Source organism: Streptomyces sp. NPDC002680 (assembly GCF_042889145.1).
Taxonomy (GTDB): Bacteria; Actinomycetota; Actinomycetes; order Streptomycetales; family Streptomycetaceae; genus Streptomyces; species Streptomyces adonidis.
This window is the reverse complement of record NZ_JBIAQP010000015.1, coordinates 53,112-68,338: the sequence shown is the minus strand read 5'-3', so window position 1 is coordinate 68,338 and position 15,227 is coordinate 53,112. Positions and strand designations below refer to the sequence as shown.

14 protein-coding genes are annotated in these 15,227 nt (G+C 70.3%); 7 read left to right on the top strand and 7 right to left on the bottom strand.

Annotated features, from left to right (window positions below; translation table 11 throughout):
- Nucleotides 1-95: 95 nt before the first annotated feature.
- Entirely contained in the window at nucleotides 96-587 is a 492-nt protein-coding gene (locus ACFYXF_RS34265; protein ID WP_053746895.1) for an inorganic diphosphatase, read from the bottom strand.
- 319 nt (nucleotides 588-906) lie between these two features.
- Between ACFYXF_RS34265 and dacB the strand changes: the two genes are divergently transcribed.
- From dacB to folE, 6 genes are all read left to right on the top strand, one after another.
- Nucleotides 907-2,418 carry a D-alanyl-D-alanine carboxypeptidase/D-alanyl-D-alanine-endopeptidase gene (dacB, locus tag ACFYXF_RS34260; RefSeq protein WP_389355607.1) on the top strand — a complete coding sequence of 504 codons (1,512 nt, stop codon included), beginning with the start codon at nucleotides 907-909 and terminating at the stop codon, nucleotides 2,416-2,418.
- A gap of 252 nt (nucleotides 2,419-2,670) precedes the next feature.
- Complete coding sequence (locus ACFYXF_RS34255) at nucleotides 2,671-3,804, top strand: zinc-dependent metalloprotease (RefSeq protein ID WP_235475905.1); 1,134 nt, start codon at nucleotides 2,671-2,673, stop codon at nucleotides 3,802-3,804.
- A 190-nt stretch (nucleotides 3,805-3,994) separates the two neighbouring features.
- Nucleotides 3,995-5,041, top strand: coding sequence for a tRNA lysidine(34) synthetase TilS (tilS, locus tag ACFYXF_RS34250; protein ID WP_389355604.1), 1,047 nt, complete (start codon nucleotides 3,995-3,997; stop codon nucleotides 5,039-5,041).
- Between the two features lie 52 nt (nucleotides 5,042-5,093).
- Complete coding sequence (gene hpt / locus ACFYXF_RS34245) at nucleotides 5,094-5,654, top strand: hypoxanthine phosphoribosyltransferase (protein WP_044471976.1); 561 nt, start codon at nucleotides 5,094-5,096, stop codon at nucleotides 5,652-5,654.
- Between the two features lie 197 nt (nucleotides 5,655-5,851).
- Complete coding sequence (ftsH, locus tag ACFYXF_RS34240; protein WP_389355984.1) at nucleotides 5,852-7,888, top strand: ATP-dependent zinc metalloprotease FtsH; 2,037 nt, start codon at nucleotides 5,852-5,854, stop codon at nucleotides 7,886-7,888.
- 148 nt (nucleotides 7,889-8,036) lie between these two features.
- Nucleotides 8,037-8,642 carry a GTP cyclohydrolase I FolE gene (folE, locus tag ACFYXF_RS34235; protein WP_389355602.1) on the top strand — a complete coding sequence of 202 codons (606 nt, stop codon included), beginning with the start codon at nucleotides 8,037-8,039 and terminating at the stop codon, nucleotides 8,640-8,642.
- Between the two features lie 76 nt (nucleotides 8,643-8,718).
- On the opposite strand, the gene ACFYXF_RS34230 is transcribed toward folE, so the two are convergent.
- From ACFYXF_RS34230 to ACFYXF_RS34205, 6 genes are all read right to left on the bottom strand, one after another.
- Entirely contained in the window at nucleotides 8,719-9,183 is a 465-nt protein-coding gene (locus tag ACFYXF_RS34230) for a DUF3180 domain-containing protein (RefSeq protein ID WP_389355982.1), read from the bottom strand.
- A gap of 80 nt (nucleotides 9,184-9,263) precedes the next feature.
- On the bottom strand, nucleotides 9,264-9,875 hold the full coding sequence (folK, locus tag ACFYXF_RS34225) for a 2-amino-4-hydroxy-6-hydroxymethyldihydropteridine diphosphokinase (RefSeq protein ID WP_389355601.1): 612 nt from the start codon (nucleotides 9,873-9,875) through the stop codon (nucleotides 9,264-9,266).
- Nucleotides 9,872-10,231, bottom strand: coding sequence for a dihydroneopterin aldolase (folB, locus tag ACFYXF_RS34220; RefSeq protein ID WP_189150548.1), 360 nt, complete (start codon nucleotides 10,229-10,231; stop codon nucleotides 9,872-9,874). The genes folK and folB overlap by 4 nt, the downstream gene beginning before the upstream one ends.
- A 245-nt stretch (nucleotides 10,232-10,476) precedes the next feature.
- A complete protein-coding gene (locus ACFYXF_RS34215) occupies nucleotides 10,477-10,980 on the bottom strand; it encodes a nuclear transport factor 2 family protein (protein WP_389355599.1) in 504 nt (167 codons plus the stop codon).
- Entirely contained in the window at nucleotides 10,977-11,873 is an 897-nt protein-coding gene (folP, locus tag ACFYXF_RS34210; RefSeq protein ID WP_389355597.1) for a dihydropteroate synthase, read from the bottom strand. The genes ACFYXF_RS34215 and folP overlap by 4 nt, the downstream gene beginning before the upstream one ends.
- Before the next feature lie 95 nt (nucleotides 11,874-11,968).
- Nucleotides 11,969-13,777 (bottom strand): phosphatidylglycerol lysyltransferase domain-containing protein, encoded by a 1,809-nt coding sequence (locus ACFYXF_RS34205; RefSeq protein WP_389355595.1) that lies wholly within the window; start codon nucleotides 13,775-13,777, stop codon nucleotides 11,969-11,971.
- A gap of 232 nt (nucleotides 13,778-14,009) precedes the next feature.
- On the opposite strand from ACFYXF_RS34205, the gene ACFYXF_RS34200 reads away from it, so the two are divergent.
- The gene (locus tag ACFYXF_RS34200; RefSeq protein WP_389355593.1) at nucleotides 14,010-15,131 is read left to right on the top strand and encodes an alpha/beta hydrolase; all 1,122 of its coding nucleotides are present in this window, start codon (nucleotides 14,010-14,012) and stop codon (nucleotides 15,129-15,131) included.
- The last annotated feature ends 96 nt before the right edge of the window (nucleotides 15,132-15,227 follow it).

The following is a 15,227-nucleotide window of genomic DNA, read 5'->3' as shown; positions in this document are numbered from 1 at the left end:
ACGCCCCTTTGGTACGCCTCAGTATGCGCACAGACACACGAACGGGCCGCACGCGCACGCGTGCGGCCCGTTCGACGTGACGGGGCTGGAGGGGCTCAGTGGCCGCCCTGCTCCTTCAGTCGCTTGTACGACCGCTCGATCTCGGCCTCGGCGTCCGCGCGGCCCACCCAGTTGGCGCCCTCGACGGACTTGCCGGGCTCCAGGTCCTTGTAGACCTCGAAGAAGTGCTGGATCTCCAGCCGGTCGAACTCCGAGACGTGGTGGATGTCGCGCAGGTGCTCCACGCGCGGGTCGTGCGCGGGCACGCACAGCAGCTTGTCGTCGCCGCCGGCCTCGTCCGTCATCCGGAACATGCCGATCGCACGGCACTGGATGAGGCAGCCGGGGAAGGTCGGCTCGTCCAGGATGACCAGCGCGTCCAGCGGGTCGCCGTCCTCGCCGAGGGTGTTCTCGACGAAGCCGTAGTCGGCCGGGTAACTGGTCGAGGTGAAGAGGCGACGGTCCAGGCGGATCCGACCGGTCTCGTGGTCCACCTCGTACTTGTTCCGCGAACCCTTCGGAATCTCGATCGTGACGTCGAACTCCACCGGTGGCTCCTCCATGATCAGCACATAGTTCTGGTGGTTAAGTGTCCCTCACGCCGGTGTGTGATCGCGAAAGGGGCTGGGGTTCGTGCCAGAGCTGAGGCCTTGGCGGGCCGCGAGGCCGCGTGTGGCGCGGCTGGCGCGAACCGTACGACCGCGTCTCACCCGGGCCAAGGCGACGGTGAAACCGCAGCTCGGACGGGCCAGAGCGGCCGTGAAGCCGCAACTCGAACGAGCGACGGCGACGGTCAGACCGCAACTCGAACGGGCCGGACGAGCCACAGCCGCCGTGAAACCGCGGGTCACACGAATCACACGGGCCGTGGCACCGAGGCTCGCCGCTCTCCCGAGGCCGAAGAACCTCAGGACGCTGACGACACTGCCGCGGACCTGGCAGTACACCGCGGGCGCCGCCACCGCCGGACTGGCGTTGACCGCCGGCGTGGTGACCGCCGCCGGCCCCTGGGACTCCTCCGGTCAGCGTACGGCGGAGCGGGACTGGGCGGCCGTACAGGAGCGATCCGGTGGCACAGATCACGGTCGTAATTCTGGTACGTCCGATCCATCCGGTACCTCCGGTACGTCGGCCGGGGCGCCCGCACCCGCACCGAGCGCCCCCTCCGTGCTGGCGGGCCTCGGCAGCGCCACCGGCACCCTGAAGGCGGCCCCCGCAGGCAAGGCCCTCGCGGCTGTCCTGGCCCCTCTCCTGGAGAACCCGGCGCTCGGCACCCGCCGTACGGCCGCCGTCGTCGACGTGGCCACGGGGAAGCGCCTGTACGGCCTGGGCGCCGGCGAGGCGCTCGTCCCCGCCTCCACGACGAAGATCGCCACGGCCGTCGCCGCGCTCTCCGCGTTGGGCCCCGACCACCGCCTCACCACCCGGGCCGCCCTGGAGCCCGACACGAACGAACTCGTCCTGGTCGGCGGCGGCGACCCCACCCTGACGGCCCGTACGGACCCGGAGGGCTGGGCGAGCCTGCGCACCCTGGCCGACTCGACGGCCGCCGCCCTGAAGAAGCGCGGCGTACGCCAGGTGACGCTGTCGTACGACACCACGCTCTACGCGGGCAAGGAACTCCACCCGATCGGGGTCAACGACAACCTCGCCCCGGTCAGCGCCCTGATGGCCGACGAGGCCCGCACGGACGACACGGCCAGCGGACCGGCGCCGCGCGTCACCGACCCGGCGGCGGCCGCGACCCGCACGTTCGCGGCACTGCTGGCGAAGCACGGCATCAAGACGACGTCCCCCGGCCCGTCCAAGGCCACGGGCCGCGCGAGCACCCTCGCGAAGGTCTCGTCACCGCCGCTCTCGGCCCTGGTCGAGCGCATGCTGACCAACAGCGACAACGACTTGGCGGAGGCCCTGGCCCGCCAGACGGCGCTCGCGACGGACGTCCGCCCCGACTTCGCGGGCGGCGCCAAGGCGATCCACGCCCAACTGAAGAAGCTGGGCCTGCCCATGTCCGGCGCCCGCTTCGCGGACGGCAGCGGCTTGAACCGCGCCGACCGCCTCACCCCGGACCTCCTCACGGCCCTCCTGGCCAAGGCGGGCGACCCGTCCCGCCCCGACCTCCGCGCGGCCCTCACGGGCCTTCCGGTGGCGGGCTTCACGGGCACACTGAGCGCCCGCTACACGGACGGCGCGGCAGGTGTCGTACGGGCCAAAACAGGCACCCTGACGGGCGTCAACGCCCTGGCGGGCACGGTGGTGGACCGAGACGGCCGCCTCCTCGCCTTCGCCTTCCTGGCAGCGAACACCACCAGCCCGACAGAGGCCCAGGCAGCCCTGGACCGCACGGCAACAGCCCTGGCGGCCTGCGGCTGCGGGTAGCTCCGCCGGCTGGGCGGTCCTTCGTCCGCGGGCCCGGTGGGGGCTGGTCGCGCAGTTCCCCGCGCCCCTTTGGGGCGCGGCTCCTGGCCCCAGCCCGCCCGCGCCGCAGCGCATCGGCACCGCTGTGGGCAGGCGTTCCGCAGGGCGGAACGGGTGGGCACAGCCTGCAACGCCGGGTGCCGGCCCAACAAGCCTGGCCTCTGCCGACCTCGCAACCTGCCCCCAAGGGGACCGCTCCCGTACCGTTGACGCATGACGAGCATCGGTGGTGCGGCATCTGCTGGGATGGTCGACTGGAATCTCGCGGTGGCGACCGCGACCCGGCTGGTGAGGCCGGGCCCGGAGGTGAGCCGTGACGAGGCCCGGGCCATCGTCGCTGAGCTGCGCCGGCACGCGAAGGCGTCCGAGGAGCACGTCCGGGGGTTCACCCGGATGGGGACCGACGCCGTCCACGACACCCCCGTACTCGTCGTCGACCGCCCCGGCTGGGTGCGGGCGAACGTCGCCGGGTTCCGTGAGGTGCTCAGGCCGCTGCTCGGCAAGATGGAGGAACGGCGCGGGAGTTCACCCGGCGGGGCCGTGCTCGGCGCGGTCGGCGGCAAGGTCACCGGTGTCGAACTGGGGATGCTGCTGTCGTTCCTGTCGTCGCGGGTGCTCGGCCAGTACGAGACGTTCGCCCCGGCCACCCGCGAACTGCCGGCGGGAGCCAATGGCGGCGGCCGGCTGCTCCTCGTCGCGCCGAACATCGTGCACGTGGAGCGCGAACTCGACGTACAGCCCCACGACTTCCGGCTCTGGGTGTGTCTGCACGAGGAGACGCACCGCACCCAGTTCACCGGCGTGCCCTGGCTGCGCGACCACCTGGAGGGCGAAATCCAGTCGTTCTTGGGGGAGACCGACGTCGACCCCATGACGTTCCTGGAGCGCATCAGGGAGGCCGCCCAGTCCCTCGCGGGCGGCCGGCCGGAGGGCGAGGAGGACGATGGCGGACGTTCCCTGGTCGAGCTGGTGCAGACCCCGGCCCAGCGGGAGATCCTCGGCCGGCTCACCGCGGTCATGTCCCTCCTGGAGGGGCACGCCGACTTCGTGATGGACGGAGTGGGCCCCGCGGTGGTGCCCTCCGTGGCCGAGATCCGGGAGAAATTCCAGCAACGACGGGCCAAGGGCGCCTCCCGCCTGGACCTCGCCCTGCGCAAGCTGCTCGGTCTCGATGCCAAACTCAAGCAGTACCGGGACGGCGAACGCTTCGTCCGCGCGGTCGTCGACCAGGTCGGCATGGACGGTTTCAACCGCGTCTGGACCTCCCCGAACACCCTCCCGACGAAGGCGGAGATCGCCAAACCGGCGGACTGGGTCGCGAGGGTGCACCGCAAGGCGGAATCGTGAGCCCATGGGGTACGTGGTGAACGAATCCGGCCGACGGCAGGTGAACGCCCCTTCAATCACCCGTCCGAGGGACCGTGGGGCATGGGTAGGCGTGCAATGCTCGGGGAACGGCCCGTTTCTGTCACCATCTACACACTCTGAGTGACCGGAATCGGCTCACCCCCCGAAAACTTCATGAAGGGAACCGGACATGGGTCCCCATCCTGCGGTCGCGGCGATACGCCTGGCGGTTCGCCGCGCCCTCCACGACATCCTCAGCGGGCACCACACCCCGCACGCTCAGCACGCCGCGCTCCTCCCCGGCCTCACTACACCTGGCGAGTCCTCCCCGCTCGTCCTCGTGGCGTGCTCCGGCGGCGCCGACTCCATGGCGCTCGCCTCCGCTCTCGCGTTCGAAGCGCCCAAACTCGGCCTGCGCGCCGGGGGCGTGACCGTCGACCACGGCCTGCAGCCCGGCTCCGACCTCCGCGCCGACGAGGTCGTTCTGCTCCTGACCGAACTGGGCCTCGCCCCGGTCGAGTCGATCGCCGTCACCGTCGGCCGTGAGGGCGGCCCCGAGGCCGCCGCCCGCGACGCCCGGTACGCCGCCCTGGACGGTGCCGCCGAGCGCCACGGCGCCACCGCCGTCCTCCTCGGCCACACCCGCGACGATCAGGCCGAAACCGTCCTGCTCGGCCTCGCCCGCGGCTCCGGCATCCGCTCCCTCTCCGGAATGGCCGCGGTCTCGGGGGCCGACGGCCGTTATCGCCGTCCCTTCCTGCAGCTCGACCGGCAGACCGCCCGCAAGGCGTGCATGGTCCAGTCCCTGCCGGTCTGGGACGACCCGCACAACGCCGACCCGGCCTACACCCGGTCACGGCTGCGCCACGAGGGCCTGCCCGCCCTGGAGAAGGCCCTCGGCAAGGGCGTCGTCGAGGCCCTCGCCCGTACGGCCCAGCTCTCCCGCGACGACGCCGACGCCCTCGACACCTGGGCCCGCCAGGCCGAGGCCTCCGTACGGGACGCGGCGGGCCTCCTGGAGTGCGCCAAGCTGTACGCCCTGCCGCCCGCCGTACGCCGCCGCATCCTGCGCAGCGCCGCCATCGAGGCGGGCGCTCCGGCCGGTTCGCTGTTCGCCCGCCACATCGAGGAAGTCGACCGGCTGATCACCGGTTGGCGCGGTCAGGGAGCCATCAATCTCCCCGGCCGGGTCGTCGCCCAGCGGCAGGGTGGCAGACTGGTGATTCGGCAAGGCTGAATCCCACCCCCTTCCGAGCGGGGCCGGGCAGCAGGTGGGACGACCGAAAGTGATGCGGGTGGACGCGAAAGACATGGGTGCCGACCTCAAGTCGGTGCTCATCACCAAGGAAGAGATCGACGCGAAGCTGGTTGAGCTGGCCGCGAAGATCGACGCGGAGTACGCGGGCAAGGACCTGCTGATCGTCGGTGTCCTCAAGGGCGCGGTGATGGTCATGGCCGACCTGGCCCGGGCGCTGTCCACCCCCCTCACCATGGACTGGATGGCCGTGTCGTCGTACGGCGCGGGCACCCAGTCCTCCGGTGTGGTGCGGATCCTCAAGGACCTCGACACCGACATCAAGGGCAAGCACGTCCTCATCGTCGAGGACATCATCGACTCCGGGCTGACCCTGTCCTGGCTGATCTCCAATCTCGGCTCCCGCGAGCCCGAGTCGCTGAAGATCTGCACCCTGCTGCGCAAGCCGGAGGCCGCGAAGGTCGCCATCGACGTGGAGTGGGTCGGCTTCGACATCCCGAACGAGTTCGTGATCGGCTACGGCCTCGACTACGCGGAGAAGTACCGCAACCTTCCGTTCGTCGGTACGCTCGCGCCTCACGTCTACGGCGGCTGAGCCAAAGGGCCGGTCCTCTCGGACGTCCGGGAACCCCTGCGGGTTCCGCGCCGTTGGAGCTTGCGTGGACGTGATTGCCAGCCCGCCCGTGCGCCTTCGGGCAACAAAGCTGGGGTACCGTCCGAAGAGCAGTCTTTAGAACAGTCTTTATCAAACTCACTATGGCAGGAGGGACGGGGCGGCATCGCTCCGTATGGATGGACGTGAAGCGATACTTCCGTGGGCCGGTCATGTGGATCGTGCTGGCCGTCCTTGCCGTGGTCGTGTTGATGCAGGTCGTCGGCTCGTCCGGCGGCTACAAGACGGTGGACACCGGCCAGGTCGTCCAGGCGATCAATGACAACAAGGTCGAGCAGGCCAAGATCACCACCGGTGACGAGCAGGTCATCAAGGTCCAGCTCAAGGACGGCCAAAAGGTCGAGGGCAGCTCGAAGATTCAGGCGAGCTACATCGGCGACCAGGGCGTCAACCTGGCGAACACTCTCCAGGACAAGTTCCAGAACAAGCAGATTCCGGACGGCTACACGGTCTCCCCGACCAAGCAGAACGCGTTCGTGGGCATTCTGCTGTCGCTGCTCCCCTTCGTCCTCATCGTCGTCGTGTTCCTGTTCCTGATGAACCAGATGCAGGGCGGCGGCTCCCGGGTCATGAACTTCGGGAAGTCCAAGGCCAAGCTCATCACCAAGGACACCCCGAAGACGACGTTCGCGGACGTCGCGGGCTCGGACGAGGCCGTCGAGGAACTGCACGAGATCAAGGAGTTCCTCCAGGAGCCGGCCAAGTTCCAGGCCGTCGGCGCCAAGATCCCCAAGGGTGTGCTCCTCTACGGGCCTCCCGGTACGGGCAAGACGCTGCTCGCGCGTGCCGTCGCGGGCGAGGCGGGCGTTCCGTTCTACTCGATCTCGGGTTCCGACTTCGTCGAGATGTTCGTCGGTGTCGGTGCCTCCCGGGTCCGTGACCTCTTCGAGCAGGCCAAGGCGAACGCTCCGGCGATCGTCTTCGTCGACGAGATCGACGCGGTCGGCCGCCATCGCGGCGCCGGCCTCGGCGGTGGTCACGACGAGCGCGAGCAGACGCTCAACCAGCTGCTCGTCGAGATGGACGGCTTCGACGTCAAGGGTGGTGTGATTCTCATCGCAGCCACCAACCGTCCCGACATCCTCGACCCGGCGCTGCTGCGTCCCGGCCGCTTCGACCGCCAGATCGCGGTCGACCGCCCGGACATGATCGGCCGACTGGAGATCCTCAAGGTTCACCAGAAGGGCAAGCCGGTCGCTCCGGACGTCGACCTGTCGGCGGTCGCCCGTCGCACGCCGGGCTTCACCGGCGCGGACCTGAGCAACGTCCTCAACGAGGCCGCGCTGCTCACCGCCCGAGGCGACAGGAAGCTGATCGACAACGCCGCGCTGGACGAGGCGATCGACCGTGTCGTGGCGGGTCCGCAGAAGCGGACCCGGATCATGTCGGACAAGGAAAAGAAGATCACCGCGTACCACGAGGGCGGCCACGCCCTGGTCGCGGCGGCCTCCCCGAACTCCGACCCGGTCCACAAGATCACGATCCTGTCCCGCGGCCGGGCCCTCGGTTACACGATGGTGCTCCCGGACGAGGACAAGTACTCCACCACTCGCAACGAGATGCTCGACCAGCTGGCCTACATGCTGGGCGGCCGGGCGGCGGAGGAACTGGTCTTCCACGACCCGACGACGGGTGCCGCGAACGACATCGAGAAGGCCACGGCAACGGCCCGCGCGATGGTCACGCAGTACGGCATGACCGAGCGCCTCGGCGCGATCAAGTTCGGCGGCGACAACACCGAGCCCTTCCTGGGCCGGGAGATGTCGCACCCGCGCGACTACTCGGAAGAGGTCGCCGCGCTCGTCGACGAAGAGGTCAAGAAGCTCATCGAGAACGCGCACAACGAGGCCTGGGAGATCCTGGTCGAGAACCGCGACGTGCTCGACGCGCTGGTGCTGCAGCTGCTGGAGAAGGAGACGCTGAGCAAGGAGCAGATCGCCGAGGTCTTCGCTCCCATCGTGAAGCGCCCGGCCCGCCCCGCGTGGACCGGCTCCTCCCGCCGTACGCCGTCCACCCGCCCGCCGGTGCTCTCCCCCAAGGAGCTGTCGCTGACGAACGGGACGAACGGCTCGGCCCCGGCGATCACCACCAAGGCCGGAGCCACCGAGTCCGTCCCCGCGACGGAGCCGGTGCCGGAGGACCGCCCGGAGAGCTGATCCCGGTTCTCCCGCCTCCTCCCGCTCAGTGGGCCCGGAATGGATGCCGTGTCCCTCAGGTTCTAGCCTGGGGGACGCGGCATTTCGGTATGTCCGCACGTGCGACGCGTGGTCCACACGCGTGACAGGGACAGGAACGAGGCACCAGATGACCGACCCCGTGACGCTGGACGGCGAAGGCACGATCGGCGAGTTCGACGAGAAGCGGGCGGAGAACGCCGTACGCGAACTGCTGATCGCGGTGGGCGAGGATCCGGACCGTGAGGGCCTGCGGGAGACGCCGGGGCGCGTGGCGCGGGCGTACCGGGAGATATTCGCGGGGTTGTGGCAGAAGCCCGAGGACGTCCTGACGACGACGTTCGACCTGGGGCACGACGAGATGGTGCTGGTGAAGGACATCGAGGTCCTGAGCTCCTGTGAGCATCACCTCGTGCCATTTGTTGGCGTTGCCCATGTCGGCTACATCCCGTCCACCGACGGCAAGATCACCGGGCTGTCCAAGCTGGCGCGGCTGGTGGATGTCTATGCCCGTCGGCCGCAGGTGCAGGAACGGCTCACCACGCAGATCGCCGACTCCCTGATGGAGATCCTGGAGCCGCGTGGGGTGATCGTCGTCGTTCAGTGCGAGCACATGTGCATGTCGATGCGGGGGGTTCGGAAGCCGGGGGCGAAGACGATCACTTCGGCGGTTCGGGGGCAGTTGCGGGATCCTGCCACCCGTAACGAGGCGATGAGTTTGATCATGGCTCGCTGAGTTCTTCGACTGCTGGGCCGTCGTGGCTGGTCGCGCAGTTCCCCGCGCCCCTATGGGGCGCTTCTCTCACGCCTGTTTACGCTGCTGGCGCCGTTCCCGCGTTGTTGTCGTCGTCCTCCGGGAGTTTGCAGACCCGTTCCAGGAAGAAGGCTGCCGCTATTACCGCGATGCCTGCCAGGACCGAGAAGCCGGCGTAGATCGCCTGGTCCCGGCGGGCGGGGATGTCCAGGGACTCCAGGAGGAAGACGCCCGTGCCGCCGTACATTCCGGCGACCAGGGCGGCCACCAGGGCGCTGGCCTGGCCGAAGACGACCGCGCGGGCCGCCATCAGGGGGTCGACGCCCTTGGCGCCGGGGCGGCGGTCGCGCTGGGCCTTGAGGCGGGCGCGGAGGGAGAGGGCCGTGGCCAGCAGGACCGCGGCGATCAGGGCGAGGACGATGGGGGCGGCCAGCGGGACGCTCGGGAGTGTCCCCACCGAATTCCACAGCCGGGCGCCCGCCCAGGAGAGCACTCCGGCGACCACGAACACGCCGGCCAGCATCTTGACGTGCAGCTCTCTCACGGTGCCCCTTCAGCTCCCCGGACCGGACCACCGACCTGTGGCCGTCATGACCTTAACGGCTATTCCGGCAGCTGGAGTTCCAGGTCGGCGCGGGGCGCGACACCGTCCAGGGCGACCTTCTCCAGGAGCGCCGCCACCGGGCCGCGGCCGGGCAGCTGGGCCTCGGGGTCCACGTCGTGCCAGGGGGCGAGGACGAAGGCCCGCTCGTGGGCGCGCGGGTGGGGGAGGGTGAGAACCGGGTCGTCGGAGACCTCGTCGGCGTACGCGACGATGTCGACGTCGATCGTGCGCGGGCCCCAGCGTTCCTCGCGGACGCGGTGGAAGGCCTCCTCGACGGCGTGGGCGCGCTCCAAGAGCGAGGACGGGGGGAGTGTCGTCTTCAGGACGACCACCGCGTTGAAGTACGACGGCTGGCTGCCCGCCGGGACGCCCCACGGCTCCGTCTCGTACACCGGGGAGACCGCTTTGACCCGGACGCCCGGGGTGTCCTCCAGGGCGTCGATGGCCCCCTGGAGGGTCTCCAGACGGTTGCCGAGGTTCGAGCCGAGGGAGATCACGGCGCGCTTCGGGTTGTGCAGGGTGGTGTCGGCGGCGTCCACCTGCTGGACGACGGAGGCGGGCACCGGCTGGACGGTCGGGTCGCTCTGACTCTCGGTGAACGAGGCGGTCATACTCGGCTCCGGGTGATGGTGATGGTCACGTCGTCGAAGGGGACCGTGATCGGCGCGTCCGGTTTGTGGACGCACACCTCGACCTCCTGGACCCCCTGGTGCTTCAGACAGACCTGCGCGATGCGTTCGGCGAGCGTCTCGATGAGGTCGACGGGCTCGCCCTCGACGACGGCCACGACCTCCTCCGCCACGATGCCGTAGTGCACGGTCTTCGCCAGGTCGTCGTCGGCCGCGGCCGGACGGGTGTCCAGGCCCAGGGAGAGGTCCACGACGAAGGTCTGGCCCTCTTCCCGCTCCTGTGGGAACACGCCGTGGTGTCCACGGGCCCTCAGGCCGCGCAGCGCGACACGATCCACGCGAATCACTCCTGCAATCGTCGTTGGCGGCCGTTTCGGACCGGGTGCGGCCGGTCCGTCGGCCACTTCCGAATCTACCCGCGGGCACTGACAGTGCCCGCCCCGCGAGGGGCCCGTCCACGTGATGGTCATGAGGGTTCATCGGGTGTTTCCCCGCGGGAACACGGCTGCTCACGGGCTGGTAGCCGCACTTACCCCGTGTTCGTGATTCCAACCACGTTCGGTCGGCTTCGGCCACGTTCGGCTCAGGAGGGTGTGTCGTCCGCCTCGTCCTCGTCGTTCTCGGCGAGGACCGGGGAGGCGTGGTGCGACCAGAGCTTCCAGCCGACGGGCGTACGGCGGAACAGGTTGGTGGCGACGACCAGCTGGCCGACCAGTGGGCCCAGCTCGTCGCTGTCCTCGGGGGGCGGGCCGCCGCTGAGGATGTTCTCGGTGCAGGTCACCAGGGCGGTGTCGCCGGTCACGGAGACGTGCACGTCGGTGAGGAAGAACTGGATGTACTCGGTGTTCGCCATGATCAGCGCGTACGAGCGCAGCACCTCGCCGCGTCCGGTCAGCACCGGCCAGCCGGGGTGCACGCAGGAGACCACGCCGGTCTCCGCGGGGTCGTGGTACTCCTCGTCGACGCCCAGGTCGGCGGGGGTCAGCCAGAGCGAGGACAGTTCCTCGAAGTCGCCCTGTTCCAGCGCCTCGTAGAAGGCCGTGTTGGCGAGTTCGACCTGCTCGACGTCGGTGTGGGGCGCGCTCACCGGGCTCCCTCTGCGCCGCGGACGGCCTCCGTGTCGCGGGCCCACTCCACCGCGCGGGCGACCCGTACGGCGTCGGCGGTCGCGCGGACCTCGTGCACGCGGACCGCCCAGGCGCCCTGGTGGGCGGCGAGCGCGGAGACGGCGGCGGTAGCGGCGTCGCGCTCCCGCGCGGGCGGCGGGGCGCCCTCGGGGCCGGCCAGTACGCGGCCCAGGAACCGTTTGCGGGACGCGGCGACCAGGAGGGGGTGGCCCAGGCCGTGCAGCCGGTCGAGGTGGGCCAGGAGGGCCAGGTCGTGGTCGGCGCCCTTGGAGAAGCCGAGGCCCGGGTCCACGACGATCCGGTCGGGGGCGACACCGCCGGCCAGTACGGCGTCCACGCGCGCGTGCAGCTCGTCGACGACCTCGGTGACGACGTCCGTGTACACGCCCTTGATGTTGCCGCCCTCCAGGAAGCCGCGCCAGTGCATGACGACGAAGGGGGCGCCGGCGTCCGCGACGACCGGGATCATCGCGGGGTCCGCGAGGCCGCCGCTGACGTCGTTGACGAGGACGGCGCCTGCCGCGAGCGCCTGTTCGGCGACCGAGGCGCGCATGGTGTCGACCGAGACGGTGACGCCCTCGGCGGCGAGGCCGCGGACCACGGGGACGACGCGCTTGAGCTCCTCGGCCTCGTCGACGCGGGTGGCGCCGGGGCGGGTGGACTCGCCGCCGACGTCCACCAGGTCGGCACCCTCGGTGACCAGGTCGAGGCCGTGTTTGACGGCGTTGGTCGTGTCGAACCAGCGGCCGCCGTCGGAGAAGGAGTCCGGGGTCACGTTCACGACGCCCATGACCGCGCAGCGGTCCCAGGCCGGGAGGCCGGCGACCCGGCCGCGTCCGCTGTGGTTGTTCATGCGTTCAGCGTAGGCCCCCGGCGGTTTGGCGGGATCTGTCTGGTGGAGGTGCGTTGTGGTTTGTGCCGTTGTTTCCCGCCCGACCGCCCTTCCCGTCACGCCGCGCGGACCGTCCCTCTGTCCGACACCCCGTGGGCGCACGGGCGCCGGGTCGCGGTGCGGCGGCGGAGGAGCCGGGGGAGGGCCAGGTTCACGAAGCCCTCCGCCTGCATCGCGGCCAGGCCGATGCGGGGGAGATCGCTGGAGGTGCGGTAGACGACGAAGCGGGGTTCCCAGCGGGGGCGGAACTTCGCGTTGAACTTGTACAGGGACTCGATCTGGAACCAGCGGGACAGGAACACCAGGAGGCCGCGCCAGGCGCGCAGCACCGGTCCTGCGCCGATCTTCTCGCCGCGGGCCAGGGCCGAGCGGAACATGGCGAAGTTCAGGGAGACGCGGGCGACGCCGAGGCGGGGGGCGGCCTCCAGGGCGGCCACGATGAGCAGTTCGTTCATGCCGGGGTCGGCCGAGCGGTCGCGTCGCATCAGGTCCAGGGAGACGCCGTCGGTGCCCCACGGCACGAAGTGCAGGATCGCCTTCAGATCGCCGTACGGGCCCGGCTGCTCGTCGGTCTTGTGGGCGGTGGCGATCAGGCAGTCACCGTCTCCCGGGTCGCCGATGCGGCCCAGGGCCATGGAGAAGCCGCGCTCGGTGTCGGTGCCGCGCCAGTCCTCCGCGGCGCGCCTGATCCGCTCCAGCTCGTTCTCCCCGAGGTCACGGATGCGCCGTACCCGGGTTTCGTAGCCCGCGCGTTCGATGCGCTTGACCATCTGGCGCACGTTTCGCATCGCGCGCCCGGAGAGGGAGAAATCCGCGACGTCCACCACCGCCTCGTCGCCCAGTTCGAGGGCGTCGAGGCCGGTCTCGCGGGTCCAGACCTCGCCGCCGGTCTCCGAGCAGCCCATGACGGCGGGGGTCCAGGAGTGGGCCTTGGCCTCGTCCATGAAGCGTTCGATGGCGCCCGGCCAGGCCTCCACGTCGCCGATCGGGTCGCCGCTCGCCAGCATCACACCGGAGACGACGCGGTAGGTCACCGCCGCCTTGCCGCTGGGGGAGAAGACGACCGCCTTGTCGCGGCGCAGCGCGAAGTGGCCGAGGGAGTCGCGGCGGCCGTGCTTGTCGAGGAGGACGCGCAGCCGGTCCTCGTCCTCCTGGGTGAGCTGTGCGGCCGGGTGTTCGGGGCGGAAGGCGAAGTAGATCGTCGTGATGGCGGTCAGCAGGCCCAGGGCGCCGAGCGAGTAGCCGACGGTCCAGGAGGTGGGCCCGTCGTAGTCGACGGGGCCCTCGAAGCCGAACAGGCCGTACAGGACGTGGGTGATGCGGTCGGCGAGGCTCGGGTCGCCGTACATGCGGTCGCCGTGGGCGCTCACTATGACCAGCCCGAGCGCGAGCGAACCGGCGCTCATCAGCACGAAGTTGGTGAGCGCGCGCCAGCGGCTGCGCGGGTCGGGCAGCGCCTCGAACTCGGTGCGGTGGCGCAGCAGCATCACCAGCAGGAGGACGGAGATGACCAGCCCGACGAGCGAGTGGCGGTAGGTGAACTGGGCCACGGCGCCGGCCGGCAGCAGGGCCACGGCTGCCCGCCAGGCCCGGCGCTTGCGGCGCCTGAGGCCGTGCGCGAGGAGCAGCAGCAGAACGCCGGTGCTGAGGGAGAGCGCGGCGGCGAACGGGCCGAGCGCGCCGGGCAGCACCTCGGCGATCGCGTGCATCCGGCTGTGCCGGAAGCGCGGGAAGACCCCGGCGGCGATGTCGACGAGACCCACCAGCGCACAGGCCCGGGCGACCACCGTGGGGACGGCCTCGGGACGCGGGCCGCTCAGTACGCGCCGTACTCGGCTTGATCGTCCCGGAACCCCGGTCGACATTTCACCATCTGTCCTGACAGACATCGCATCCCGTAGTTCTGCGAGAGACCTGGAATCCGGAGCCAATCCGGCATCCGGCGACATTGCGCCCTCTAGGACGGTGTCTCGGGGGAACAGGTTCACTCCCCCGTGGAAAGCCGTTTCAAAGGACACCCAAAGTCCGGGGCAAGCCGCTGTGAAGGAACGTGACGGCAGCGGCCGCCGCCGGTGGAGAGAGCGGGCAACAGCAGTCATGGGGCTCACGAGCAAAACAGTGCTGGCGCTGGCGATCCTGGCCGCCGCCCTGTTGTTCATCGGCACGATCGCGTTCTGGCCCCGGCTGGCGCGCCGCAACTGGCGGGCCGTCGGCGGCCGGGCGGTGCTCCTGCTGGCGACCCAGGTCGCGGTGTTCGCCTCGGTCGGTCTCGCCGTCAACCAGAGTTTCGGTTTCTACGCCTCCTGGGACGACCTCCTGGGCAAGGAGACCGACCAGGGCGTGGTCGTCGACCAGAGCAGCGGGGCGCACGGCGGCTTCCAGGTGCTGTCCACGCAGTCGGTGCGGGTGCCGGGCGGTCATCTGCCCAGGGTCGGCGGCCAGATCCAGAAGATCGGCGTCGTCGGCAAGAAGACGGGGATCACCTCTCCGGCGTACGTCTATCTGCCACCGGAGTACTTCCAGCCGCAGTACGCGAAGCGCACCTTCCCGGTGGTCGTCGTGCTCACCGGCTATCCGGGGACCGCCGAGTCCCTCATCACGAAGCTCGACTACCCGCACACGGCGAACGAGTTGGCGCGCGAGGGCAGGGCGCAGCCGATGATCCTGGTGATGCTGCGGCCGACCGTGGCGCCGCCCCGGGACACCGAGTGCGTGGACGTGCCGAACGGGCCGCAGACGGAGACGTTCTTCGCCCAGGACCTGCCCAGGGCCCTCGCCGGCCACTACCGGGTGGGGTCGAGGCCCGGGAGCTGGGGCATCATCGGCGACTCCACGGGCGGCTACTGCGCGCTGAAGCTCGCGATGCACCACCCGCGCGTGTACACGGCGGCGGTGGGTCTGTCGGCGTCCTACAAGGCGCCGATCGACGCCACCACGGGAGACCTCTTCCAGGGTGACAGGAAGCTGAAGCGCCACGCCGACCTGGAGTGGTACATCCGGCACATGCCGCCGCCGGAGGTCTCCCTGCTGGTCACCACCAGCAGGCACGGAGAGGCCAACTACGGTCCGACGATGCGGTTCGTGGACCTCGTGAAGACGAAGGCCCCGACGAGGATCTCGACGATCGTCCTGGAGAGCGGCGGCCACAACTTCAACACCTGGCGGCGGGAGATCCCCGGCTCGCTGGAGTGGCTGAGCCAGCGGCTGACGGACCGTTGACGTCGCGGACGCGCGCGGGAGGGCCGTTCCGAGCCCCTGGGCCAAGGGCCGTATGCCCTGTGAAGGGTTTGGGGCGGCTGTGTTTTTACCGGGCGG

Coding starts and splice junctions, on each gene's coding strand:
- ACFYXF_RS34255 (WP_235475905.1), top strand. CDS start 2,671: ATGACGAGCATCGGTGGTGCGGCATCTGCTGGGATGGTCGACTGGAAT.
- tilS (WP_389355604.1), top strand. CDS start 3,995: ATGGGTCCCCATCCTGCGGTCGCGGCGATACGCCTGGCGGTTCGCCGC.
- hpt (WP_044471976.1), top strand. CDS start 5,094: ATGCGGGTGGACGCGAAAGACATGGGTGCCGACCTCAAGTCGGTGCTC.
- ftsH (WP_389355984.1), top strand. CDS start 5,852: ATGGACGTGAAGCGATACTTCCGTGGGCCGGTCATGTGGATCGTGCTG.
- folE (WP_389355602.1), top strand. CDS start 8,037: ATGACCGACCCCGTGACGCTGGACGGCGAAGGCACGATCGGCGAGTTC.
- ACFYXF_RS34230 (WP_389355982.1), bottom strand. CDS start 9,183: ATGCTGGCCGGCGTGTTCGTGGTCGCCGGAGTGCTCTCCTGGGCGGGC.
- folK (WP_389355601.1), bottom strand. CDS start 9,875: ATGACCGCCTCGTTCACCGAGAGTCAGAGCGACCCGACCGTCCAGCCG.
- folP (WP_389355597.1), bottom strand. CDS start 11,873: ATGAACAACCACAGCGGACGCGGCCGGGTCGCCGGCCTCCCGGCCTGG.
- ACFYXF_RS34205 (WP_389355595.1), bottom strand. CDS start 13,777: ATGTCGACCGGGGTTCCGGGACGATCAAGCCGAGTACGGCGCGTACTG.
- ACFYXF_RS34200 (WP_389355593.1), top strand. CDS start 14,010: ATGGGGCTCACGAGCAAAACAGTGCTGGCGCTGGCGATCCTGGCCGCC.